Source organism: Nocardia sienata NBRC 100364 (genome assembly GCF_001613205.1).
In the GTDB taxonomy this organism is placed as follows: domain Bacteria; phylum Actinomycetota; class Actinomycetes; order Mycobacteriales; family Mycobacteriaceae; genus Nocardia; species Nocardia sienata.
Genome location: NZ_BDBX01000002.1, coordinates 41,704 through 65,035 on the forward strand (window position 1 = coordinate 41,704; position 23,332 = coordinate 65,035).

At 65.9% G+C, this 23,332-nt stretch carries 20 protein-coding genes and 2 pseudogenes; 16 read left to right on the forward strand and 6 right to left on the reverse strand.

What is annotated here, in order from left to right; genetic code table 11:
- Positions 1-64 precede the first annotated feature (64 nt).
- The 3 genes and pseudogenes from NS4_RS00670 to NS4_RS32875 all read left to right on the forward strand — a co-directional run.
- On the forward strand, positions 65-1,351 hold the full coding sequence (locus NS4_RS00670; protein WP_063057499.1) for a glutaminase: 1,287 nt from the start codon (positions 65-67) through the stop codon (positions 1,349-1,351).
- Between the two features lie 239 nt (positions 1,352-1,590).
- Positions 1,591-2,064, forward strand: a complete 474-nt coding sequence (locus NS4_RS00675; protein WP_063057500.1) for a carboxymuconolactone decarboxylase family protein — start codon at positions 1,591-1,593, stop codon at positions 2,062-2,064.
- Positions 2,061-2,231, forward strand: a pseudogene (locus tag NS4_RS32875) (pirin family protein); the annotation flags it as partial. The gene NS4_RS00675 and the pseudogene NS4_RS32875, both read left to right, overlap by 4 nt.
- A gap of 44 nt (positions 2,232-2,275) precedes the next feature.
- Here NS4_RS32875 and NS4_RS00680 read toward each other — a convergent pair.
- Positions 2,276-2,935, reverse strand: coding sequence for a TetR/AcrR family transcriptional regulator (locus NS4_RS00680; protein WP_063057501.1), 660 nt, complete (start codon positions 2,933-2,935; stop codon positions 2,276-2,278).
- Between the two features lie 38 nt (positions 2,936-2,973).
- The gene (locus NS4_RS00685) at positions 2,974-4,413 is read right to left on the reverse strand and encodes an ABC1 kinase family protein (RefSeq protein ID WP_084486426.1); all 1,440 of its coding nucleotides are present in this window, start codon (positions 4,411-4,413) and stop codon (positions 2,974-2,976) included.
- Positions 4,414-5,343: 930 nt separating this feature from the next.
- On the opposite strand from NS4_RS00685, the gene NS4_RS00690 reads away from it, so the two are divergent.
- The 3 genes from NS4_RS00690 to NS4_RS00700 all read left to right on the forward strand — a co-directional run bounded on the left by NS4_RS00690 (position 5,344) and on the right by NS4_RS00700 (position 9,231).
- Complete coding sequence (locus tag NS4_RS00690) at positions 5,344-6,468, forward strand: cytochrome P450 family protein (RefSeq protein ID WP_369690191.1); 1,125 nt, start codon at positions 5,344-5,346, stop codon at positions 6,466-6,468.
- Positions 6,469-6,960: 492 nt separating this feature from the next.
- Entirely contained in the window at positions 6,961-7,986 is a 1,026-nt protein-coding gene (locus NS4_RS00695) for a radical SAM family protein (RefSeq protein ID WP_063057502.1), read from the forward strand.
- A gap of 27 nt (positions 7,987-8,013) precedes the next feature.
- On the forward strand, positions 8,014-9,231 hold the full coding sequence (locus tag NS4_RS00700) for a cytochrome P450 (RefSeq protein ID WP_063057503.1): 1,218 nt from the start codon (positions 8,014-8,016) through the stop codon (positions 9,229-9,231).
- A 101-nt stretch (positions 9,232-9,332) separates the two neighbouring features.
- Here the strand turns inward: NS4_RS00700 and NS4_RS33775 are convergent.
- A pseudogene (locus NS4_RS33775) lies at positions 9,333-9,644 on the reverse strand (YdcF family protein); the annotation flags it as partial.
- Positions 9,645-10,017: 373 nt separating this feature from the next.
- Between NS4_RS33775 and NS4_RS33075 the strand changes: the two are divergent.
- From NS4_RS33075 to NS4_RS00735, 8 genes are all read left to right on the forward strand, one after another.
- The gene (locus NS4_RS33075; protein ID WP_245664925.1) at positions 10,018-10,242 is read left to right on the forward strand and encodes a hypothetical protein; all 225 of its coding nucleotides are present in this window, start codon (positions 10,018-10,020) and stop codon (positions 10,240-10,242) included.
- A 96-nt stretch (positions 10,243-10,338) separates the two neighbouring features.
- Positions 10,339-11,301, forward strand: a complete 963-nt coding sequence (locus tag NS4_RS00705; RefSeq protein ID WP_245664927.1) for a PucR family transcriptional regulator — start codon at positions 10,339-10,341, stop codon at positions 11,299-11,301.
- A 168-nt stretch (positions 11,302-11,469) separates the two neighbouring features.
- Positions 11,470-12,807 (forward strand): family 1 glycosylhydrolase, encoded by a 1,338-nt coding sequence (locus tag NS4_RS00710; protein ID WP_063057504.1) that lies wholly within the window; start codon positions 11,470-11,472, stop codon positions 12,805-12,807.
- A gap of 126 nt (positions 12,808-12,933) precedes the next feature.
- Positions 12,934-13,161, forward strand: coding sequence for a hypothetical protein (locus NS4_RS31945; protein ID WP_157105819.1), 228 nt, complete (start codon positions 12,934-12,936; stop codon positions 13,159-13,161).
- An 85-nt stretch (positions 13,162-13,246) separates the two neighbouring features.
- Positions 13,247-13,831 (forward strand): GNAT family N-acetyltransferase, encoded by a 585-nt coding sequence (locus NS4_RS00720; protein WP_063057506.1) that lies wholly within the window; start codon positions 13,247-13,249, stop codon positions 13,829-13,831.
- A 366-nt stretch (positions 13,832-14,197) separates the two neighbouring features.
- Positions 14,198-15,376, forward strand: coding sequence for a cytochrome P450 (locus NS4_RS00725; protein ID WP_157105820.1), 1,179 nt, complete (start codon positions 14,198-14,200; stop codon positions 15,374-15,376).
- Between the two features lie 439 nt (positions 15,377-15,815).
- Positions 15,816-17,207 (forward strand): FAD-binding oxidoreductase, encoded by a 1,392-nt coding sequence (locus NS4_RS00730; protein WP_218020274.1) that lies wholly within the window; start codon positions 15,816-15,818, stop codon positions 17,205-17,207.
- A gap of 431 nt (positions 17,208-17,638) precedes the next feature.
- Positions 17,639-18,898, forward strand: coding sequence for a cytochrome P450 family protein (locus NS4_RS00735; RefSeq protein ID WP_063057508.1), 1,260 nt, complete (start codon positions 17,639-17,641; stop codon positions 18,896-18,898).
- 288 nt (positions 18,899-19,186) lie between these two features.
- Here the strand turns inward: NS4_RS00735 and NS4_RS00740 are convergent, their stop codons facing one another.
- Positions 19,187-20,140: an NAD(P)-dependent alcohol dehydrogenase gene (locus NS4_RS00740; protein ID WP_063057509.1), complete on the reverse strand. Its 954-nt coding sequence runs from the start codon at positions 20,138-20,140 to the stop codon at positions 19,187-19,189.
- A 317-nt stretch (positions 20,141-20,457) separates the two neighbouring features.
- Here NS4_RS00740 and NS4_RS00745 point away from each other — a divergent pair, with 317 nt between their 5' ends.
- Positions 20,458-20,856: a PPOX class F420-dependent oxidoreductase gene (locus tag NS4_RS00745; RefSeq protein WP_063057510.1), complete on the forward strand. Its 399-nt coding sequence runs from the start codon at positions 20,458-20,460 to the stop codon at positions 20,854-20,856.
- Positions 20,857-20,889: 33 nt separating this feature from the next.
- On the opposite strand, the gene NS4_RS00750 is transcribed toward NS4_RS00745, so the two are convergent.
- Positions 20,890-21,825 (reverse strand): LysR family transcriptional regulator, encoded by a 936-nt coding sequence (locus NS4_RS00750; RefSeq protein WP_063057511.1) that lies wholly within the window; start codon positions 21,823-21,825, stop codon positions 20,890-20,892.
- Between the two features lie 61 nt (positions 21,826-21,886).
- Between NS4_RS00750 and NS4_RS00755 the strand changes: the two genes are divergently transcribed.
- The gene (locus NS4_RS00755; RefSeq protein WP_063057512.1) at positions 21,887-22,297 is read left to right on the forward strand and encodes a DUF5997 family protein; all 411 of its coding nucleotides are present in this window, start codon (positions 21,887-21,889) and stop codon (positions 22,295-22,297) included.
- A 59-nt stretch (positions 22,298-22,356) separates the two neighbouring features.
- Here NS4_RS00755 and NS4_RS00760 read toward each other — a convergent pair whose 3' ends face one another.
- Positions 22,357-22,968, reverse strand: a complete 612-nt coding sequence (locus NS4_RS00760) for a DUF8020 domain-containing protein (protein WP_063057513.1) — start codon at positions 22,966-22,968, stop codon at positions 22,357-22,359.
- Positions 22,969-23,332: the final 364 nt, after the last annotated feature.

Here is a 23,332-nt window from a genome sequence, read left to right on the forward strand (position 1 = left end):
CCACCACGACGACCTCAGCGCTGACCCCAGCGCAGAAGTCGCACATCTGCATGGAAGAGGACGAATGCGGTCGATCATTCCCGACTACCTGACCGAGGCACTCGCGGATGTAGCGCCGGACACCTCCGGGGAGACGGCGGGCTACATTCCCGAGCTCGCAGCAGCGGACCCCGAACGCCTCGGCGCGGTCTTCGCCACCGTTGACGGCCAGGTTTACGGTGCCGGCGACATCGATACCGAATTCACCATCCAATCGATCTCCAAACCGTTCACCTACGCGCTGGCACTGGCCGATCGTGGCTTCGGCCCGGTGCTCGCCAAGGTCGGTGTGGAGCCGTCGGGAGAGGCGTTCAACCAGATCTCCCTCGAAAGCGAGACCGGGCGCCCCCTCAACCCCATGATCAACGCCGGTGCGATCACCGCACACTCGCTGGCAGGCGTGGCGGAACTGAACCCGGCAGAGCGCGTGGAGCGCGTGGTCCAGGGCCTTTCGGCGTTCGCCGGTCGTCGGCTGAAGATAGATGAGGCTGTGTGCGCTTCGGAGATGGAGCACGCGCACCGCAACCTCGCCATCGCATATATGCTCCGCAGTCACAACATCCTCACCGAGGACCCGCGGGCCGTCGTCGACGGTTACACCCGCCAGTGTTCTGTGCTGGTCACCGCGCGCGATCTGGCCATGATGGCCGCGACGCTGGCCAACCGCGGGGTGAATCCTCTTACCGGTGAGCAAGTGGTACGCGAACCGGTAGTGCGTCAGGTGCTGAGTGTCATGTTCACCTGCGGAATGTATGACGCGGCAGGGGACTGGGCGACCCAGGTCGGCATTCCGGCGAAGAGCGGTGTGGCCGGGGGCCTGATCGGCGCACTGCCCGGCCAGATAGGCATCGCCACGTTCTCACCACGACTGGACTCCCACGGCAACAGCGTTCGCGGGGTGTCGTTGTTCGAACGATTCTCCTCCGATATGGGTATGCATGTGATGGAGGTCCCTGCCGCTGCGCGGGCGGTCGTGCGATCCAACCACGTCGCCGGCCGCGGACCGGACGCGATCCGGGTGATCGCGCTGCAAGGTGGAATCGGCTTCGCCGGGGCCGAGAGAATTGTCCGGGAAACCTTGGACACGGCGCCCCCGGAAGCCGGGGTGGCGCTGGACCTCACCATGGTCTATTCGATCGACGACGTGGCACGGCGCATGCTGCTGGAGGTCGCGCGCCGGCTCACGCTGGATGGTCACGAGGTCTACCTCGTCGATCCGGAATCGGTCATGCCCGATCCCGATCCCGGCGATGGTGGCCGAGTCACCGTCGTAGAAGACGTTGAACAAGCCGTGAATGCGCGCGCACGGTGAGGGAGGCCGGTAAGCCGGCGTCACCCGGAATTCAGCGTCGGGCCGGCCGGCACGAGGGGAGAGCGTGGGATACGCCACCGGGAATGAGAGCAGAACGCCGGTCGAGCTGTATTACGAGGACCAGTGGCCGGGTCGACCGGTCGTCCTCATCCATGGACACCCGCTGTACGGGCACAGCGCGGAGCGCCGGACGAAAGCGGACGGCGGGTGTGCGCTGTCGCCGCGGAAAAGGAGAAACGATGCGTCCGTCCTTGGACAAGGTGATGCCCGAGGCATGGAAGGCTGCGAACGCCTTCGCGTCGGCAATCCGAGTTGCGGCGTTGCACCGCGGACTCTCGGTCCAGGAATCCGAATTCATCAAGCTGCGTGTATCGCAGATCAACGTGTGCGCCTTCTGCGTGGATCTGCATTCGCGCGAGGCGAGAAGGGCCGGGATCACCCAGCAGAAGCTGGATCTGCTGCCGGTATGGCGGGAGGCCGGATTGTTCGATGATCGGCAAAGGGCGGTGCTCGCGGTGGCCGAAGCCGCCACATCGCTGCCCACCACCGACGAGTCCGATGCCGACCTCGCGGGCGCCCGGTCGGTTCTCGGCGAGGAGGCATTCGTTGCGGCCGAGTGGGTGGCGGTCACGATCAACGCGTTCAACCGGATCTCGATCCTCAGCGGGCATTCGGTGCGTCCCCGCGATACCGAAGGGAAAATCATTCGATGACCAACCTCGAGACACGCCCCGAGCTGGAAGTCCTGGATCACGGGCAGCCGTGCACGGCGGTGGAGATCCTCCAACCGCGTCTCGTGCCCCTCGGTGGCGTGCGGGGAATGACCGTCTACCGGACCCTCCCGCAGCGGCAGAGGTCGCTGGTGGGGGCGTGGTGCTTTTGGCGCCTTTCCAGCGACGCCACCTCGGGTGCTGTGGGTAGCACCTACTCACTTTCCGGCGCGGCCCCGATCGTGGAGCCGCCGGTTGCCGCGACCTCCGCTTCCAGCCAGGTCCCGATCATCTGCGCGGTCGTTTCGATCGCTTGGTGGCGCATGCCGGTGTCGATTTCGACCGCCGACGCGCGCAGCGCCGCGGCGAAGCCGGTATTGATGACGACGAAGGTCATGACATCGTATTTGCGGTCGTCCCCGGGACCCAGGATCTGGATGAGCATCACCTTGATGAGCAGGCGCAGGCGTGGCTCGAACTCGGGCAGTCCGCTGCTGTAGAACTGGACGCCGTCGACGAGTGCACGGACCAGATCGGCGTGGGCGGCGAGTTCGTCGGTGACGGCGTGCAGGATCTCGGCCAACAGCGGCCGGATCTGTTTGTGGCTCAGGTCGGAAACCTGCTGCGTAAGGCGCCGTTCGATGGTGTCGTGCAGCCGCTGGAGCAGTTCGTCGACAATGACGGAGCGGTCGGCGAAATAGCGGTAGACGGTGCCGATGCTCAGCCCGGCCTCCGCGGCGATACGGTTGGTGGAGGTATCGGCGATACCGCGTTCACCGAACAGCCGTGCCGCGGTGTCGAGTATGTGCTCCCGGGTCGCTTTGGCTCGTTCCTGCCTCGGGCGCCGCCGGGGGCCGCCCGCTGTCGACGGCATCGCGCACTCCTGACTTCTGGTCGCCGCGTTCGGGGAACTCATGGTAGTCCGTGTGTGTCCCACGGCCGGCTGCGCGCGGCAATCGGGCGAGCTCGGTTCCAGCGGTGCGTTTCCGCCCGCCATCGCGCCTCCACCATGCCGATTTCGGTGGTGGCCGGTTCGTTGTACAGCCATTCGCGGGCGATGCGATGCCAGTTGTTCCCGGCCCCGAGCTGTCCGAGGGTGGCGAAGGCGAACAAATCTGCGCGCCGGGAGAACACGTGCTCGGCCGGAAGGTTCTGGCCACGCACGGTCCGGAACCGGGTGTCGCGCGGGTCGACAGCGTGCACGACCGCGCCGGTGGCGAGCTCGGGGGTGGCGGTGATCGGCTCGTCGAGCAGGTGCCAGCCCGCGGCTGCCCACACGTATTCCAGGCATTCACCGGCTGTTACCCGGTCCGGGTCGACGATGCCGCGGCCGGCCCATGCCCGGTGCAGGTCGTCGGCACGTAGCTCCCCGGCGGCACACAGGCAGGCGCGTTCGAAGTCGGTGTCGGCCGGGTTCATCTGCTTGTACAAGCCGAAGTCGATGAAACTCACGCGGCCGTCGGTGGCGAGCAGGATGTTGCCGGGGTGGGGGTCACCGCAGAATTCGTGGTCGCGGTAGAGGGAAGTGATGTAGAAGCGGTAGATCAGTTCCCCGATCCGATCACGGTCCTGCTGGGGCAGGTCCCGCATGCGCTGGAAAGGGCCTCCGGCGACGAGTTCGGTGACCAGGACGTGAGGTGTGCAGAGTTCGCCGATGCTGTCCGGCACCGCGATGAGCGGGTGGTGCCGGTAACGGTGCGCGACACGGTGCTGCGCGCGAGCTTCGCGTGGGTAGTCCAGTTCCCGCGCGATGGTGGTGGTGATCTCCTCGAGGACCGCGGAATCGGCGGCGCTGGGCAGTAGCGACTTCCAGAGGGAGGCGAAGAACGCCAGGTTACGCAGGTCCGCTTCGACCGCCGCACCGGCGCCCGGGTACTGGACCTTCACCGCGACGGAACGGCCGTCGCGCAATTCGGCTCGATAGACCTGACCGATCGACGCGGAAGCGAGCGGTGTTTCGTCGAAATCCGAGAACACCCGGGCGAGGGGCCCGAGATCGTCCTCGACCACACCGCGCATCTGCGCGAAGGACACCTCCGGCGCCCTGTCCTGTAGTTCGGACAGTGTGTTCCGGAACAGTTCGCGGTGGGACTCGGGAACGAGGTCGAGGTCGAGCACCGAAAGCATCTGGCCGATCTTCATCGCCGCGCCTTTCATACTTCCGAGGACCGCGACGAGTTGCTGAGCAGCTTGCAGGGTGGAGCGTTCGGCGAGTATGCGCCGGGCTTCGTCGGTGCGGCCGACCATCGACAGCCGGGTACGCGCACCTCGTACCAGCTGCCCGGCGCCGAGACGCCCCAGCATGCCGCCCCGTGTCAGGCGGCCTTCGGGAACACGACCCACAGTCTCCATCGTTTCCTCGCCGCGGCTACGTACCGGCCGTCGCCCTGGGATTCGTGCGGCGGTACCCACCACGGTGACGTCGAAGGCGCACCTGCTGTGGTGTCCAGTGCTCCGAACATAGCGCCGGGCCCCTCGTCGCCACACCGTGATCGGCCGACCCGTTCGCTATCACAATCTTTCGCCGGGTTCCTTGGCCTACACCACCCATCACAACGGTTGTCGGGCCGTTCATCGCGCGTTGTAACCATGGGCGCGCGCCGGGCAGTCTCGACTGCTCCCCGGTGCGGGCTGCGTACTGGAACGAGATACGCGGCAGCTGCACCACACGGGTCTGCAAGACCATGACCCTGCATACTTCGGCACTGCCTAGGGGTGTTCGTCGGCGTCGGGTCGCGATGACCGCTTGTCCGAAATTCTCGGCCGCGAAATTCGGCGGAAATGTGACATATAAAAGACGTCATCGACGGTCCACTGCTTCGCGTACCCGAGGTCGAACCGCTCGGGCGAGTGAGCGGATGGTGCCGGATCTCCGTCATCGCAGACACTCGAACACGGGACATGTTGATTTGGAAAGGATTTGGGAACGCACCACAGTGCACGGGCCAGGCCTGCGCTTTCGAGGGCTCCTGGGCCGCTGCCCGACCGCCCCGGCCGGATGCAGGTGCGAGGTGGAGTGGCCGATCGCACCGGCCTCTCGCTTGCGGTCGGTCCAGCACACCAATACTGTTCCGACACAGGAGATGTCCTATACGGGACAATCCCTCGGATCTGTTGTTGTTGCTTTCATTGGAGTTCCCGGCATTGACCAAGTCTCTACCGTCGTCCGAAACCGGTACCGCCGGGTGCCCGTACTCCGTTCAAGAACCGACCAGTGCGCCACCCCGCGTTGCTCTGTATACCGAGGAGTATGCCGCCGATCCGCATCGTGTTTTCGCCCAGATGCGTGCTCGGTACGGCAATCTCGCGCCGGTGGAGCTGGCCCCTGGCATTCCGGCCACGTTGGTGCTCGGATACCACACCGCGATCGATATCTTCAACGACCCCGATCATTTTCCGGCCGACGCGCGGTCGTGGGAGAAGACCGTCCCTCCTGACCACCCGCTCATGCCCATGATGGCATGGCGTCCCAATGTGATGCGCAGCACTGGACGGGAGCATGCCCGGTACCGGCAGGCGATCACCGCCGCTCTGGACGGGGTCGATCTGTTCTCCATGCACCAGAACGTCGAAGAGGTTGCCGTGCCGCTGATCAACGACTTCTGTATGGACGGCCGAGCCGAGGTGATCGGTCAGTACGCCTTCCCGCTGACCTTCCAGGTACTCAACGCCATGCTGGGTTGCCCCCTGGATCTGGGGCAGCGCATCGCCGCCGGGATGGCAGATATGTTCGAAGGCGGCGCCGCCGCCACCGACGCGGACGCGAGGATCAACGAAGCACTCCTGGAGTTGGTCGCACTCAAGCGCGCCGAACCCGGCCGCGACGTCACCTCTCGTCTGGTCGGCCACCCGGCAGGGCTCGGGGATGCGGAGATGGTGCACCAATTGGCCGTGCTCTACGGGGCCGGGATAGAGCCGCTGACCAATCTGACGGTCAACACCCTGCTTCTCATGATCACCGACCCGCGGTTCACCGGCACATCGTCACCGGGCACGGCCCCTACGACCCGGGACGCGCTGAACGAGCTGCTGTATACCGATCCACCGATGGCGAACTACTGCCTCAGCTATCCGAGGCAGCCGATGATGCGGGACGGAGTCTGGCTGCCCGCGGATCAGCCGGTCGTCATCGGCATGTCGGCGTGCAACAACGATCCGGCGATCCACTCCGGCCAGTACACCGACAACAACGCTCACCTGGCATGGGGCGCGGGCCCGCATGCCTGCCCCGCCAAGTCGATCGCGTATATGGTCGCCCAGAACGCGATCGATCAGTTGCTCGACGCGCTCCCCGAAATGCGGCTCGCCTGCTCGGTCGACGAACTGCGCTGGCGGCCGGGACCTTTCCATCGGGCACTCTACGCGATGCCCGTGCAGTTTCCCCCCGCTCCACCGCTCGGTCTGTGATGTCGTCGCGGTGCAGCCACTCCCGGCTGCACCGCGACGATTCGAGCTGGCGCCGGCTTGCCGTGTCTCCGACTCCCTGCCGGATCGTGTATATCCTCTGCTCCTAAAACCATTGCGCCGTAAGAAGTCCGGCGACGCATCTGCGGATCGCTAAGAGTGTCAGGGATGGCGGGTAATGCCCACGCTGTATCAGGGTTTGTCCTAGAATCATTCGTAGCGCTAACGAGCCCAGAGAACCGTAAACCCGCTCCGTATCCGCATTCTCGCCAACCACCTGCCGATCCACTGTTCGGCCGCGCATCGGGAGCCCTGTCGACTTTCGTCAGGTACGACTTGCCGATGACATTCAGCAGTGCGCAAACCTTGCCGTATCGCACCGAGGAGGATGTCGTGTCTCAGCCCGTTTTCTTGGATGTCAGGCCAAGTAAGGAACGCATTGTAACCAGAGCATTCGAGCTCGCGCAAGATGATCCGGCGTTGGCGGAGCGTCTGATGCGCGTGAACGAAGTGGCGCGGGGTATTCGAACGGTGGAGGTCTGGGTTACCGACGCCTGTAATCTGCGCTGCAAGGGGTGCTGGTTCTTCGAACACGATATGGACAAGCAGAGTGTCGAGATTCGTGACCTGGGCACGATCCGCGCGTTCGCCGAAGACCTGCGCGATACCAAGAAGATCACCAGCACACTACTGATCGGCGGCGAGCCGGCGCTGGTCCTGGATCGGGTCCGTGTGTTCGCGGAGACGATTCGCAATGTGACCGTGGTGACGAACGGGACGCGACCGATACCCTACGACGGGCTCGAAGATCTCGCCATCGCGGTCTCCCTGTGGGGCGGTGGTCCGGTAGACGACGAGTTACGTGGTCACGGGCCCAACGGCCGGCGGATCAGCGGGTTGTTCGGCAAGGCGCTGCGCACCTATGCCGGCGACCCGCGGGCCACCTGGGTCTACACGCTCAGCGAGGCCGGGATGCCGTATCTCGAACGAACCGTCGAGGCGATCGCCGACAACGGCAATCAGATCAATTTCGGTTACTACAGCGACAACGGCACCGATCCCACTGCGCGACTGCGCAATGAAGAGCGGGCTATCGAAGAGATGACTCGCATGCGCGAGACCTACCCCGACACCGTTATCGGTGATCCCTACTACTTCCGCACACTGGTGACCGGCCGCACGCATTGGGGTACCTTCGGCGCGGAGACCTGCCCCAGCATCAGCAACGATCATCCGGCGCATGCCCGGCGACTGACCGAGGGTCACCCGATCGTGGGCCGCTTCAACGCCTACCGGACCGACCACAGTGTGCAGTACTGCGCCACCACCGGAGACTGCGACAACTGCCGGGACAGTCAGGCCGTGTGGAGTTGGCTGCTGGTCAATATGCACCGCTTCCTCGGCGATCGCGATCAGCTGAACACCTGGGTGACGTTGGCGGAGAATTTCTACCGCCAGTACTACTGGTCCAGCTACCACCCCGCCCGGCAGGCAGCCGCCGAATCGGCGGTCGGTGCCTAGGGAAGGCGCGACCCGACCATGGCGACAATGTCTCTGGAGAAGGCGCGGCTGTTCTCGGACGTCCTCCGTGGTGACCCGGGCGCCCGGATCCTCTGGGCCCGGCCTGGATCCGACCGGCATCGACACTACGAGAAGGTCCGCGCCCGAGGTGTTCTGGCCACCAGCCGTCGCGGTCTACTGTTCACCGCATCCCACGGCTCGGGCCAGCAGGTACTCACCGGCAGCGACTTCGGCCCGGCGCCCATCGGGGCGTCGGCCCGGCGCCGTAACGCAACCGGTGATGTGACGCTGGTGCATCCGGTCGACGACTCCTTTCTGAAGCTGGAACCGCCGCGGCACACGGAGCTGCGATCCCTGGTCGCTCCCGTGTTCCACCGACGCGAACTCACCGACCTCGGGCCCCGGATCGAAAAGATCGTCGGGCACTGTCTGAACGAGCTCCCTCGTGACGGGGTCACCGATCTGATCACGAACTATGCCGAAGCCGTTCCCATGGCGATGATCTCGCATATCCTCGGCTTGCCCGATACCGAGGCCCCGCGCTTCGCCGCCTGGGGAAATATGCTCGCCTCGTTGCTGGACGGCGCCAGAACAGCAGAGGAACGGCAGCGTTCCCGGGCCCTCGTCGGCGAGATGACAGCGTACTTCAAGGATCGCCTGAGCCACGCCGACCCGGAGGGTCCCGGGCTCATCGCCGGTATGGCGCAGCAATGTCCGGAGCATCTGAGCCTGCGCGAGGCCATCGCCACGTGCGGCATGCTGCTGGTCGGCGGCTTCGGCACCACTACGCACCTTCTCGGAAACACCCTGCACACGCTGCTGCGGCAGCCGCACCTGCGCCCGGCCGATGGCGATTACACGGCGGTGATCGAAGAATCCCTGCGCTACGACACCCCCGTGCAGTACGTGGTCCGGGTCGCCAAGACCGATACCCGGCTCGCCGGTCGTGCCATCGACGCGGGAACGCCGATCGTCGTGCTCCTGGCCGCGGCGAATCGTGATCCGCAGGTTTTCACCGACCCACACGTATTCGATCCACTACGCCCAGAACCTCATCGCCACCTCACCTTCGGTGCGGGGATCCACTTCTGTATCGGCGCCGCGCTGGCTCGTGCGGAAGCGGCTATCGCTGTGCGACGCTTCTTCGAACGGTATCCGAACGCGCACATCGCCGGGAAGGTGGCGCCGCTGCGTTCCCGCGCACTCCATGGGTTGCGTCGGCTGCCCGTCGTGCTCGACGCGTGACGGTCAGGGGTTGCTCGATCGGGAAAGCCGACGTGGCGCACACCGTTGCCCACCCATCCCCACGGGTCGGAATCTGTTGCGGGGGAGTGTGCGGCCACCGGCACTGCTGCGGTGAGGAAGCCGCGGACCGTGCGGGCGATATGGTTCGGCGAAGTCACCACCACGGCGTCGCGGGCGCCGAGGCAATGGAGGAGCGTGGCGCTGCGTTCGGCGTTCCCGACGGTGTCGAACGCGGTGGTTTCCTGATACACGCGGTGTGATGGGAACCCCCGCCGGAGCGGCCGAGCGGTCATCGGCGCCGCCTCGGTGATCCCGTCGCGGGGGTTGCCGCCGGCGACGATCACCGGGGAGTGAGGTGCGACCAGCGCCTGGAGGTAGCCCGCTTGGAGGCGGTTCACGAGTTCGGAGCCCATGCTGCTGTCCGGCAGCAACCGGTACCTGGATCGCGGGCACGAGACCGCCACCAACCCAACCCGACCGAGCTCCTCCTTGCCCGCTTGCCCATCCCGCGGCACAGCGCGGAACAAAAGTGAGCACTCCTTCCGGTCACTGCCCGAGTTCAGCGATCGCCGGTCGGGTAGGTCGGCATCAGCGCAGTTCAGGGTGATCTCTCCGGCCGGGAGACGGTCCCGAAAGCGGAGTAGAAGCTGAGTCACCGCTCAAAATACCGTGGGTGTATGAGCGAGTGCCCGGCGGCACCGCGGGGTGACCACGGTGACCGCCCGGATCCCCGCGGCACTGCTGCGCGGGCCGTGTCGGGCACTGCGAGTGACAAGGAGGTCACAGGTGATGATCGAGAATTTCGCTGTTCGCGGATCCGAGATGCTGGATCGCCCGCCCACCCCCGACCTGGCCCGCATGGCGCGAGAAGTCGTGGCATACCTCGCGCGGGCGGGCGCCCCATGCGCCGCATCGCCCGGGGACACGCTGGGTAACGACCTTGCCGTAGTGGCGAGGTCGTGCCTGGGCTGGACGGTCCGGCGGCTGAACGGCGAGATGGTGCCCGAGTGAATCGACCGGCTGGAGTCGGCCGCGGCCTCCTGGGCTCGCCACGGTGTCCCGATCGGCACCGTACTGCACACTGTCCATCAAGGGCTGGAAATAGGAGTGGACCTGCTGTTTCCGAAGGGGAAGCCCGGTCCCGGCTTCGATATCGTGGTCGGGATCGCCACAGTGGTGCAGCTGCTGAACCTGATGACCTCCACAATCAGCAAAATCTATGTCCGCGAGCTGAAAAGCCTCGCCGCCGACCACCACACCGGCGTTCATACGCTCACGTCGGCGCTGCTGGCCGGTCACACCACCTCCACAACAGCCCGGGAATCGGCAATTCGGGTTGCCGCCCACTATCACGTGCTCGCCGTAGCTGTCCCGGCCCATTCCGACGAGCGCAACCCACAGCTCGACCGCCGCGTCGTCGCCCGGCGCAAACTGCGGCGGCTCCAATCGGCTCTGGCAGGCCTCTCCGGCAACCAGGTACTCTCCCTGCTCTCGGTCGACGGAGGCACAATCCTGGTACCTGCCCACCTGTGTACAGACGTCGAGATCGAGAACCTCGTGGCGGCCCTGTCCACCGCCGCGCAGGTCCCGATCACCGCGACCGTCATCTTCGCGGAAACCGGGAAGATACCGGCCGCGACCCGACACGCCCACGAACTCCTCGACACCGTCGAACAACTCGGGCGCGGCCCCGGCCTGCACCGGCTCTCCGACCTGGCCATGGAGTATCAGATCACCCGCCCCGGGACCGGACGTACGGTACTCGTCCAGCGGCTCGGTCCGTTGGACGAACACCCCGAACTATTGCGCACCCTGCGGATCTACATCGATACCGGACTGAACCGTCAACGTACGGCTCGGAGCCTTTCCGTCCACCCCAACACCATCGATTATCGATTGCAACGCATCAGCGAACTCATCGGCCTCGACATCTCCGATACCAGAACCTGGTGGTACCTCAACGCAGCCCTGCTCACGCGCGCCGCCGCCGACGCACCCCGCCGGGGCCTACCGACACCGCGAAATCACCGACCGCACCCAGCAATCCCCCGGCGCGCCCTCCCGGCCTGACACCCCTGTCCGCGTCCACGACTTCCCCGTGATCGAGTGTCGGAAGTCGCAGGCCCGGTGCGCCGCGTGTGCCGGCCACACTCATATCGAGAGGCCGGTCGCCGCCCGGGGGCCGCAGAATCGGCGTTTCTATGCCGAGCCGGTGCTCGCCGGCATTACCCTGAGGCGATGCGTCCACGGCTCCGTCGGTACTGTGTTGTCTCGCTCGCGGTTCTCGTTTCGACCGTATTGTTCTGCTCGCACTCCGCTGCCGCACCACAACCCACCGCCGGGCTACCGCGATTGGACGGCGGGTTTCTCTGGGGCGTGGCATCCTCGGGGTTCCAGGCCGAAGGCCATGCGCCCGATAGCAACTGGACTCGGTATATCGTGGAAAACCCCGCCTATGACCGACTCGGGAATTCGGTGGATTTCTACAACCGCTACGAATCCGATATCCGCCTCGCTGCGGACCTGGGCGTCCGGGTGTTCCGGATCGGGGTCGAATGGGCACGCCTGCAGCCGGCGCCGGGGGTCTGGGACGAGCAGGCCTTCCGCTTCTACGACTCGGTGATCGCGAGCATTGCCCGGGCCGGTATGCGACCCATGATCACCCTCGACCACTGGGTGTATCCGGGTTGGATCGCCGACCGGGGCGGCTGGCGCAGCCCCACCATCGTCGAGGACTGGCTGGCGAATATGCGCCCTGTCGTCGACCGTTACGCCGCCCACGACCCGCTGTGGGTCACCGTGAACGAACCCGTCGCCTACATCGCCCACGAGACCGGCCGCGCCAACGCCGACGCCGCCCAGATGCTGGACCGGATCGCACAGGCGCACAACAGTATCTACGACCATATCCACCACGTCCGGCCGAACGCTCAGGTGACCAGCAATGTCGGCTACGTCGCCGGCGCGGAGGACCGGATCAACGGCGCCCTCGTCGACCGTATCGCCGCCCGCCTCGACTACGTCGGAATCGACTACTACTGGGCTTACGACCCGGCGCGGACGGTCATCGAATATTTCGGCGGCGCTGTCGGATCCGCGACCCCGCCCGGGCCGCCGATCTGGGAGCTCCCGATCCGTCCGGAAGGGATCTACTTCGCCCTCCGGCACTACGCCGACCGCTTCCCGGGTAAACCCCTCTACATCGTCGAAAACGGTATGGCCACCGACAACGGGCATCCACGCGCCGACGGCTTCACCCGCAGTACCCATCTCCAGGACACCGTCTACTGGATCCAGCGCGCCGAGGCCGACGGTATCAACGTGATGGGCTACAACTACTGGAGTATCACCGACAACTACGAATGGGGCAGCTTCCGTCCCCGGTTCGGCCTCTACACCGTCGACACCACCACCGACCCGAGCCTGACTCGCCGCCCGACCGACGCTGTCGCCACGTACACCCGGACCATCGCCGAAGGTGGTGTGCCCGGCGACTATCGACCCAGCCGCGGCCTGGCGCCCTGCTTTTACATCGACCCCCCGGCCAGCTGCCTACGCCCCGTCGCCGCACCCTGAAGGGCTACGGTCGCAGGTAATCTCGGTGGCGGCATACGGACCGAGACGGAATCGCCGATCAGGCCCCGGTTCGAACCGCGCGGGCAGTATCACCGTCCGCCCGGCGTCCAGACGTTCGGCCCGCGCATGTTCGATCGGGTACCGGAAGCGACGCTGCAGGTCCATCCGCACCCGTATGGCCCGACCCGCCGCGACCCGGGTGAGAAGCGAGTCTTTCCGAGTGACCGGCAGGCGGGTTGTCCAGGCGACGAGTTCATCGGGGTCGCCGGTCGCCTGTTCCAGTGGTGGGGGCCGCGCCGCGATCGCAACCAGGTCGCCATCGAGGCGCCGGAAATCGGCCAGTGCTCGCTGTGACGCGGTGAGTGTGCCCAGTCCGGAATCGGAAGTGGTAATGGTGACATCGGGCCGATATTCTGTGCATGTTGTGGAGAGGCCGACCATGGACAATCCTGTGCGAATACCGCATTTGAGAGCCACCACAGACTTGGAACTGCGCCCGTGGTCGTTATCTGCGGCAGATCTCGAGCTCGTTCAGGAAGCGTCTGCCGACGAGCTGATTCCTGTGAACACGATGCCGGCGACCTTCTCGCGCGAGGCTGCGACACGGTTTGTCGAACGCCAGCGGCGACGAGGAGCCGATCGCACCGGATACCCGATGGTGATCGTCCGACGACGAGACAACACACCAGTGGGAAGTATCGGTCTGTGGTTGAAGGACATCGACGAAGGCCGCGCGTCGCTGAGCTACTGGGTGGTCCGCTCTGCCCGCGGCCACGGCGTCGCCGCGGACGCGCTGTCGGCAATGGCTACCTGGGCGCTGGAAGAGCTGCATATTCCACGGCTCGAGCTCTATGTGGAACCTTGGAACCGCGCTTCGATGCGCACCGCGGAGAGGGCCGGTTTCGAATGCGAAGGGCTACTCAGGTCGTGGCAGAAGGTCGGCAATCGACGCCGCGACATGTTCATGTACGCGCGCCTGGCGACGGGAATCCCCGCCGAGGCGGATCGGCCTGGTAGCGATTAGACAGCGATGAATGTTCGGCGTTCGTGCGTGTGCCACGGCACATCGGAACCGGTTGCCGGCGGTCGCGGCCGATCGTGAATCGTTATCGCCGCCGGCACGATGTCCGACAAACGCCGCGGTGGAGCGGCTGGCAGGAGAACTCGGCGCGCCCACCGTCGTGGTCAACAATGCCGGCGAGGCCCCCGGCACGATGCCCGATAGGCCCCGGCGGTACCGGGGCACTCGCCTCGTGGTCGACCTGCACGGGCCCCGATTGTAAGATAGCCGAGAATATGGTCGATCTGCGTCTGCATGCGCAGCCGATGAATAGATCCGGCTCGAAAACATCCGATGAATCGCTCACCCTCTCTCTGAGAGGACCATCCGATGGGTTTTGCGGAGATGCGCCGGTTCCGGAGTGATCCGTTGGATTTTCTCGAGAATCTGCGACGGACCAGCCCGGTAGAGGTGTTCGGGCTGCCGTGGGGCGGGTGGTGTGTCGGCGATACGGGTCTGGCGCTGACGGTATTGAGTGACCGCGCTTTCAATGCGGGAATGTCCGGGTTCTTCGGCTCTATGTTGCCTTCGCGGTCGGCTCAGGTCGGCTTCGGCCGCGCGGCGCGTGCGATTCTGCGGACGCGTACGCCCGAGTTTCGCGAGTCCCTGGCGGCGGCGGTGCTCGAAATGCCCTCGGTCACCCGCTGGCCTGCGGCCGGGGTAGAGCTGGTGTACCGGTGCACAGCGGACGTGTTGCTGCACCCCGACGGCTCTCCCGAGTTGCGGCGGTTACTGGAGCGAAATGCCCGCGTGGGCGCGCTTCGCCCGGCCCGAATGGCGCAGCGGGCGCGGGCGCAGCTGCTACGCGCCAAGCTGTCGACCGCTCTGGACGAGGAGATCCGGGAACGGCGCAGTGCCGCCGGCCACGCCGCGGGAGCCGAACCACGGGATCTGCTCGATGCCGTGCTCGGTGCCTGTCCCGACGGCGTCGCCGAGGCAACGGTGGCGGAGCTGTATGTGCTGATGTTCCGATCCATTGTGGGACCGCTGGGCTACTCCCTCGCGTGGTCGTTGCTACTGGGCAGTCTCCACTCTCCCGGCTCACCCTGGCCCTGGCCCGTCGACCGGGTGGTACGTGAGGCCCTGCGGCACCGGCCGGTCTCCTGGATGGTCAGCCGTCCCGTCCCCTGTCCCGCCGAGTTCGGTGGGATCGCCTTCCAGACCGGCGACATGCTGTCCGTCAGCCCCTACCTGATCCATCACGACAAAGAACACTGGACCAGACCGGGGGCATTCGAGCCCGACCGCTGGACACGACCGAGCGGTCACGGCCCGTATGTGCCCTTCAGTTCCGGCCCCTTCACCTGCGCCGGCGCCGCGGTCGCCCATGATCTGGTCACCGATGCGGCCACCACCCTCACCGAGAACACCGCTCTGCGCGTCATCGGCGGCGGTGACACCCGCCCGATCGTGACCAATGCCGCGATCCCCAGGCCGTTCACCCTGCGGCGTACCGCCACCAACCCTGTCCGCGCCCGACCGAGCCCCAGGAAGGAGGTGACATCATGATCAAGGCCTTGCGGTTCATCCTCACCAACAAGCCGACCCGTTCCTGGAACCCCGCCGAATACGGATGATCCGGTGGGAACGGATGATTCTGCCACCGGCTGGATGGCTCGAACACCGCGAGCAAAGGTATGAGAGCCACCCGGTCAGTGATCCATTGCGATCTGACGCCACCGGTCCTGGCGCACCGCCATTGCCGACACTTCTGGCCGGCGTAGTAGGTAAGGGTGAGCGCCCAGGCCCCCGGGGCAGTCCCCGGCGGTTTCCTCGGCAGCCGGGCACTGCGTAGCCCGATCGAGAGGATCTGGACTTGAGCGTATTCTCTCGCCGTGACCTGCTCAGGACGTCGGCCGCCGCCGGCGTCGGAGCGATCGTAGTTCCGGGCCTCACGGCTGCCGACACACCGGACACTGCGACTACGAGCGGCCCGGGAGTTGTGGCCGTGGGCCCCCCTGGTCAGAGTCCGGGATGCCCGCCCGCGACGCTGACCGGCCACATCGTCCGCCCCGGTGACCCGTCGTACACCGAGGCGCGACTCGGCTGGGACCAGCTCTTCTCTCACTATCCGCTGGTCATCGTCTTCGCGCAGGAAACCCAGGACGTGGTGAACGCCCTCACGTGGGCGCGGCAGCACAATGTCGCGCTGCGGGTGCGCAGCGGCCGCCACGCCCTCGAGGGCTGGTCGAATGTCGACAACGGCATCGTGATCGATGTCAGCCGTTTGAAGTCGGTCCGGATCGACCCCGGCGCTCGTATCGTGACGGTCGGGGCCGGGCTGAACCAGCTGGAAACAGTGACGACGCTCGCGGAGCGGAACTTTGCGGTCACAACCGGAAGCGAGGGCAGCGTAGGCGTGTGCGGTGCGACGCTCGGAGGTGGCCTCGGACCCCTCAACCGTTGGCTCGGCATGGCCTGCGACAGCCTGATGGCGGCCGAAGTCGTCGTCGCGTCGGGTCACGACTGCGCCGAGGTGATCAACGTGGACTCGGAGCACCACTCGGACCTGCTCTGGGCGCTGCGCGGTGCGGGAAACGGCAACTTCGGGATCGTCACACAACTCACCTACCAGGTGTATCCGCTCGCGCATCTCGCCAATGTGCAGGCGACATGGGATGGATTGGGTGACCTGTACGGGGTCTTCGACGCATGGCAGCGTACGGTGCCGTCCGCCGACATCCGTCTGGGATCCGAGCTCGAGATCCACAAGTCCCAGATCCTGCTGTCCGCGTGGCTTGCGGAGGGGGCGGCGGCACAGGCCAAAGAGATGCTGGCTCCGATCCTGTCGGTCGGCGCGCCCGATGTCACGGTGCAGGTCGGTAACTGGGGCGATATCTTTGCGGGAGCCCAGCTCCCGCTCGCGCAAGAGCCCGCGAACTGCAAGTTCTTCTCCCAGTTCGTCGAAGAGCGGTTCCCGAAGAAGGCCATCGACATCATCGGCGACTTCATGCGAGACGCGCCCACAGAGCAGAGCAACTACTTCGTCGATGCCTTCGGTGGGGCGATCCGGCAGGAGCCCCGCGGTGGCACGGCGTTCGCGCATCGCGACGCGCTCTTCTACGGCGAGATCGGCGCGGCCTGGGGGATTCGTTCACCACAGCCGGGCGTCGGCGATCCGCTGACCTCGCAGGCCCAGGCCTGGATCGCCGAGTTCAGCCAGGCACTGCGGCCCTATGTGGACGGCGCCTACGTCAACGTGCCGAACGTCGGAACGCAGGAGTGGGAGACCGCCTACTGGGGGAGTCAGCGCTTCGAGCGGTTGCGGAGGATCAAGGCGGACTACGACCCCCATAACGTCTTCCGGTACGAGCAGAGCATCCCGCCCGCGACACAGTGATCGACCGTTCGCCCGAGCGGCGGGACAGCTCACAGAGGCTATCCGCCGCTACGTCAGAAGCAGTGAAGCGCGAAACCCGGCCGACACCGGTTCTGCCGGAAGATCCGTGAGCACCGTGCGCCTGGATCTACTGAGTACCGCTTTCGCCTCGCCGCGGCGAACCACCACAGGCCGGCAATCGTGTTGCTACCCCGCCGCGAGCGTGTCCGTCGAGTCGTGGGGCGAGTCGCTGGAATACGCACGGCAAGCCTGCGGAAGTAGTTGCGGGCGAACACGGAACCATGCATTGCAGATCGAAAACAAAGTGACCAATCCGGCCGGTTGGTTCGGATCAGGCGTCTTCCTCGAGTAGTCTCGCCTCGGGCGTTCCGGCGGTGTCGGCAGAGCTGCCTCAGGGCGCCACATCCGCCTGCACATTTGGAGTAACACAGTTGATTTCGCCGCCGTCCGACGCCCAGTCCACCGCACTTCCGCTGGTCCACGGATCACCGCAGAGCACCGATGAACCCCGGGTTCCGTTCTACGCCGCGGAGATCGCCCAGGCACCGCACCGCGCATATCGCGAAATGCGCCGCCGATATGGCGCGTTGGTGCCGGTCGAGTTGGCGCCCGGCGTCCCGGCGACGCTCGTCGTCGGCTATCACACCGCTGTGCGCATCCTCAACGATCCTGAGCATTTCCCGGCGGATTCCCGTATCTGGCAGAAAGATATCCCGCGCGATTGCCCAGTCCTCCCTCTGCTGGAGTGGCGCCCATCAGCTGTCCGGAACTCGGGCTCCGTGCACGCCCGTTACCGGCAGGCAACCGTCGCCGGGGTGAACGGGGTCGATCTGTACTCGCTGCACAGCCGAGTGGAGAGGATCGCCGTACCGCTCATCAACGCGTTCTGCACCGCCGGTTCGGCGGAACTCATCGAGCAATACGCGTTCCCGCTGACCTTCGCGCTCATCAACGACATACTGGGCTGTCCGGCCGAGATCAGTCGACGCGCGGCGGCGGGAATGGCCACGATGATCGAGGGATCGACAGCTGCCGCCGGCGAAGGCAATGCCATGCTGGAACAGGCCATGGCCGATCTGGTGCGCCTCAAAAAGACCGAGCCCGGTCAGGACATCGTCACCCGGATGGTGCAGGACCCGGCGAATCTGGACGACGAGGAGATGCTGCACAACGTATACAGCTTCTACGGAGCAGGGATCGAACCGCTGCAGAACTTGATCATCAATTCGCTCCGGCTGATACTCACCGACGAGCGCTTCGCGGGTGGTGTACTGGGCGGGAGCCTGTCGACCCGCGACGCCGTGGACGAGGTGCTGTTCACCGACCCGCCGGTGGCGAACTACGCGATCTCCTTCCCCCGTCAGCCGGTGCTGATCGACGGCGTCTGGCTACCCGCCCATCAGCCGGTGATGATCAGCCTCGCCGCGTGCAACAACGATCCGGCCATCGATACCGGGGCGTACACCGACAACCGTGCCCACCTCGCATGGAGTATCGGAGCGCATATGTGCCCGGCGAAAGAGGTGGCCTACCTGGTGGCGCAGGAGGCCATCGACCAGCTGCTCGACGCACTGCCCGAACTGCGCCTCGCCATACCGGCCGGGGAGCTCGCCTGGCGCCCCGGACCTTTCCAACGTGCGCTGACCGCACTGCCGGTGGAGTTTCCCGCATCCGCGCCGCTGACAATCTAGCCCGAAATCAGTCGCCCTCACTCTCGACCACCGCAGGCAACAGTGTCGCCGGTGGCTGCAAGACGGTGGAAGAAACCGTGATCGAATGCCCGACCTCCGTACTGCTCTCGTCGCTTCGGACAACGATCGCTTACGCCCGCCCGCTCTGGGCAACGGTTCGCCGGCCGATCATCGGTCGGAGACCGATCCGGGGACCACGCCGACCGTGGTCCCCGGATCGGCGGCATCGCGCTCCTCCTGCGGTCGGCGTGCGTTCTCGCCCGGCGCGGTGCTCGCTGCCACAAGCACTCACGACACTTCGATCACGACCTTGCCGAGTGCATGCCCGGCTCCGATATACGCGAGCGCTTCGGGTACGTCGTCGAGCGCGAAGCGGCGGTCGATATGGATACGGGTTTCCCCGGCCGTACACAGATCGGCGAGCGGGGTGAAATGCGCCGGCCCCGGCTTCACCGCCAGTACTCCCAATCTCCGGCCCGTGAGCCCACCCACAACCGTTCCGGCCGTCACCAGCCTCAGCAGGGTCCTGGTGGTCCCGCCGACACAGCGGTACCGGCCACCTCGGGCGATCGCCCGGTGGTATGCGAACACAGAGCGTTGCGCGACGAGGTCGAGCACCAGGTCGTAGGTGCCGGCCCGGGTGAAATCCCGCTCGCGGTAATCGATCACCTCGTCTGCACCGAGCGACCGCATGAACTCGAGCTTTTCGCCATTGTCCACCCCGGTCACGTGCGCGCCCAGCCGTTTGGCGAGTTGGATCGCGAAAGACCCCGAACCGCCACCCGCACCGTTGATCAGCACCGCATCGCCGGGACCGGCACCGGCGATGCCCTGCAGCGCGATCGCCCCCGCCTGTGGCAGTGTCGAGGCTTCGGCGAATGACAGCGAGTCGGGCTTGTGGGCCAAGACGGACTCCGGCGCCACGGCATACTCCGCGAAACCGCCCTTGAGCCCGAGATTATCGCCGTACACCGAATCGCCGGGCCGGAACCGGGTCACGCCGGTTCCGACGGACTCGACGACTCCTGCGATATCGGAGCCGAGCACTCGACGTGCGGGTTTGCGCAGCCCGCCGATTCGTGCGTACAACGGTGTGCCCTGCAGGCACTCCCAGTCGGAGAGATTGAGCGATACGGCGTGGACCCGTACGAGCACTTGATCATCCGAGAGGTCCGGTATCGCGATCTCTTCGGCCGACAGCGTTTCGGGTCCGCCGTAGCGGTGGTAGGCGACGGCCTTCATATCGTTTTCCTGTCCAGCGCTATCCGACCATCCGGCTTTCACTCAACATAGCGTCCGGGGTCGTCCGTGAGCACCTCCGCCGACGTTCGGTGCCCGGCTTGCCGGGTGACAGCGGCCGCACAACCTGCTGATTCGAGCACGCTCCCGCAGTGGCCATCTCGGAATCTAGCAACGCTAGACATGGCAGCGGAAGGGTGATACCGTTGCTCTTATTCCTAGCGACGCTAGGAATGGCGAGGCTTGGAACCCCGCAACGAACGATCTCCGGCTGATCGCCGGGGCGCACCTGATATCGAATTCGCCGAGGAGTAACCGATATGACCTTCACCATCAATGAGCAGCAGTTCCTCGCGGAGGCCGGGATCGGCCGGCTGGCCACGGTGTCGCCCGACGGCGTGGTGCAGAACAACCCGACCGGCTATCGGGTGAACGCAGACGGCACGATCGACATCGGGGGCATGCAGATGCGTAACAGCCGGAAGTACCGCAATGTCGAGGCGGGCAGCCGGGTATCGTTCGTCATCGACGAACAAGTTTCAGTGGAGCCGTACGTGATTCGCGGCATCGAGGTCCGCGGCACCGCCGAGGCGCTCGATGACGAGGAGCCGCCGTTCCCGCCGCAGGAACGCGCGGTCATCCGAATCCACCCCGAACGGGTCATCTCCTGGGGCATCGATGGCGGATCCTTCGACTTCACCAGTCGCGGCGCCGAGTAGCCGGGTGTCGTGGACGATCCCATGGCCTACGCGCTAGCGTTTGCGCCCCCGCGCCGGCTTTTTCTTGGAAGGGATCGGCTTCCTCGTGGGCTGCGGTCGCTTCCCCGGCGAGCGCCGCTTCCGCGGTTCCGGTTCGGTGCGCTTTCCGGCGGAGGATCGGGAGCTGTTTTCCGAGCGGCCACGCACGATGCCGATGAATTCCTCGACCAGGTCGGTGGTCCGGGCCGACGGCCAGGCGAGGGCGATCTCGGTGTCGTCGGTGTCGGTCACTGTGCGGTAGACCAGATCGCGCCGGTGGTGCAGGCGAGCGATCGAATGAGGCACGATTGCTACACCCACTCCGGCGGCGACGAGTTCGATGGCGGCTGCGACGGCGTCGATATCGGCTGTGTCCTGCAGCCGCTCGTCCGCGAGATCGGCCATGCCGACCTCGTCGAACAGCGCGATCTCATGGTCCTTGGGCACCACGACGACGGGCAACTCACGGTAGAGCGGTATCGCGTTCATATCACTGCGGTCGATCGGCAAGCGGACGAAGCACATGTCGACCCGGCCCTCGCGCAGCGCCGGCTCCTGGTCGGCCTGGGCCACAGCGACCAGCTCGAGCGGGGTATCCGGGAACCGGCGGCCCCAGATCCGCTCCCATTTGGTGACGGTGACGCCGGGCACGAACCCGACCCGAAGCGAGGCGGGGGCAGCTACCGCTGTGGTGCCTGTATCGTTCTCGGCACGAGCGATGATGTCGCGCGCTTCTCGCAGCAACTCCTGCCCCGCGTCGGTCAACCGGGTCGGCTGTGCTCCCGGCACGAACAGTTTTGTGCCGAGCTCGGTCTCCAGGTCGATGACCGCGTGGCTGAGCTTCTGGCGGGAGATGTGCAACGCCTTCGCGGCGCGTGCGAAGTGCAGCTCCTCCGCGACTGCGGCGAACCAGCGCAGGCGCTGCACATCAATCGAGGGGAACCGGCTCATACCGGCAAGCGTATGGCACCGCGGAGTCCGGACCGGCTCGGCGGCCCGATACGCTGTTCCGGTGAGCCTGGACAAGAAACCGCAGATGATGAAGCCGCTGACCGCGGCAAACAAGCTCGGCATCTATCTTCCGGCGGCTCCCGAAGAGTTCCGCAACGGTCCGATTTCCCGAGCCGAGCTGGACGAGCTCCGGACGAACCCGCCGCAGTGGCTCAGCGAGCTGCGCCGCACCGGACCGTTCCCGCGCGACATAGTGGCCCGTAAGCTCGGTGTCTCCAACAGTGGCCTGACCCGAGCCGGAGTGTCCGACGCGCTCACCGCCGACGAGATAGCCGCTTTCCTCGCGGATCCCCCGGAGTGGCTGGTCCGCGAACGCGAGAGCTATGCCGCCGTGCGCGCCGAGGACGAACGGGCCCAGACCAAGAAGGCCGAACGCCGCGCAGCGACCAACCGGGCGGCGAAGGGCTACTAGCTCTGTTCCGAGTCAAGCGGATCGGGGCATTGTTCCTCGAGTGCGGTGGCTGCCCGTGATCACGGCCGGCCGGTGGCGAACGCCTGTACGGCGTCGAGGAACTCCGGGCCGCCCTGGATGTATCCACCGACGGTTCCACCGATCAGCACACCCACAGGGATACTGATCCCCCAGATCAGGAACAGGCATGCCCCGAGAATGCCGCCCACGATGGCGCCGCCGACGACACCGGGCAGGTTCTTGTCTATCTGCTCCGCGAGCCGGCTGTAGGAGCTGATGTCCTTCGGGTGTGCGTTGGCCGTCTCGGCGGGCATCAGCGTCAGGGTGTGGCCGTCGGCACCGATGTGCTGCGCGAATGCGATCGAACGCCCTTCTACGGCATGCCATTGCGGCACTTCGGTCGCCGCCGCTCCGTCGCCGGTTTCGAGCATCACCGCACCGTTGTGCGCGATTTCGAACCTGCCGTTCTCGACGGTGGTGACAATGGCCCTGTCGGCCGGTGAAACGGTGATCCGGTAGTTGATTCCGTGGTCTACACCCGAAATCGTATGCCCCGCAGTGACTGTGGTCGGCTGCTCCGTCACGGCCGGCTCTGCATGGGCGGTCGCCGCAGTGATACCCACGGCCGAGATGGCCGTGAAAGCGGCAGCGGTCATTTTCTCGGACTTCATTCTTCGAACCCCTCCACTCAGCTGCCCCTGATGGGCGGACCGAGTCAGACCTTAGGCGGTGTCGAATTCAATGTGTGTACGCCACACATAATTCGGAGTCACTGCATTTCTGTTTTCCCTGTAACCGGCTGGACAGCAGTACTCCGTGCGGTAGAGGCCATCACGCCAGGGCATTTCGCCGGTGGCCGAAAGGTTTCGACGATCGGGGCGCCACCGGCGAGCACTCGACGGTCCCGGTCGGCGATATCGCGGACGGTCCCGGCCGGTCGCCGGCAAGCGGACCATTCGGCAGCCTCGGCGGCCGGCAGCCACGTGTTCTCGGCCGCGGACTCGTTGATGCGGTGGTATGAGCACATCAGTGACG

Coding starts and splice junctions, on each gene's coding strand:
- NS4_RS00670 (WP_063057499.1), top strand. CDS start 65: ATGCGGTCGATCATTCCCGACTACCTGACCGAGGCACTCGCGGATGTA.
- NS4_RS00675 (WP_063057500.1), top strand. CDS start 1,591: ATGCGTCCGTCCTTGGACAAGGTGATGCCCGAGGCATGGAAGGCTGCG.
- NS4_RS00680 (WP_063057501.1), bottom strand. CDS start 2,935: ATGCCGTCGACAGCGGGCGGCCCCCGGCGGCGCCCGAGGCAGGAACGA.
- NS4_RS00685 (WP_084486426.1), bottom strand. CDS start 4,413: ATGGAGACTGTGGGTCGTGTTCCCGAAGGCCGCCTGACACGGGGCGGC.
- NS4_RS00690 (WP_369690191.1), top strand. CDS start 5,344: ATGCGTGCTCGGTACGGCAATCTCGCGCCGGTGGAGCTGGCCCCTGGC.
- NS4_RS00695 (WP_063057502.1), top strand. CDS start 6,961: ATGCGCGTGAACGAAGTGGCGCGGGGTATTCGAACGGTGGAGGTCTGG.
- NS4_RS00700 (WP_063057503.1), top strand. CDS start 8,014: ATGTCTCTGGAGAAGGCGCGGCTGTTCTCGGACGTCCTCCGTGGTGAC.
- NS4_RS00710 (WP_063057504.1), top strand. CDS start 11,470: ATGCGTCCACGGCTCCGTCGGTACTGTGTTGTCTCGCTCGCGGTTCTC.
- NS4_RS31945 (WP_157105819.1), top strand. CDS start 12,934: ATGTTCGATCGGGTACCGGAAGCGACGCTGCAGGTCCATCCGCACCCG.
- NS4_RS00720 (WP_063057506.1), top strand. CDS start 13,247: ATGGACAATCCTGTGCGAATACCGCATTTGAGAGCCACCACAGACTTG.
- NS4_RS00725 (WP_157105820.1), top strand. CDS start 14,198: ATGGGTTTTGCGGAGATGCGCCGGTTCCGGAGTGATCCGTTGGATTTT.
- NS4_RS00740 (WP_063057509.1), bottom strand. CDS start 20,140: ATGAAGGCCGTCGCCTACCACCGCTACGGCGGACCCGAAACGCTGTCG.
- NS4_RS00745 (WP_063057510.1), top strand. CDS start 20,458: ATGACCTTCACCATCAATGAGCAGCAGTTCCTCGCGGAGGCCGGGATC.
- NS4_RS00750 (WP_063057511.1), bottom strand. CDS start 21,825: ATGAGCCGGTTCCCCTCGATTGATGTGCAGCGCCTGCGCTGGTTCGCC.
- NS4_RS00760 (WP_063057513.1), bottom strand. CDS start 22,968: ATGAAGTCCGAGAAAATGACCGCTGCCGCTTTCACGGCCATCTCGGCC.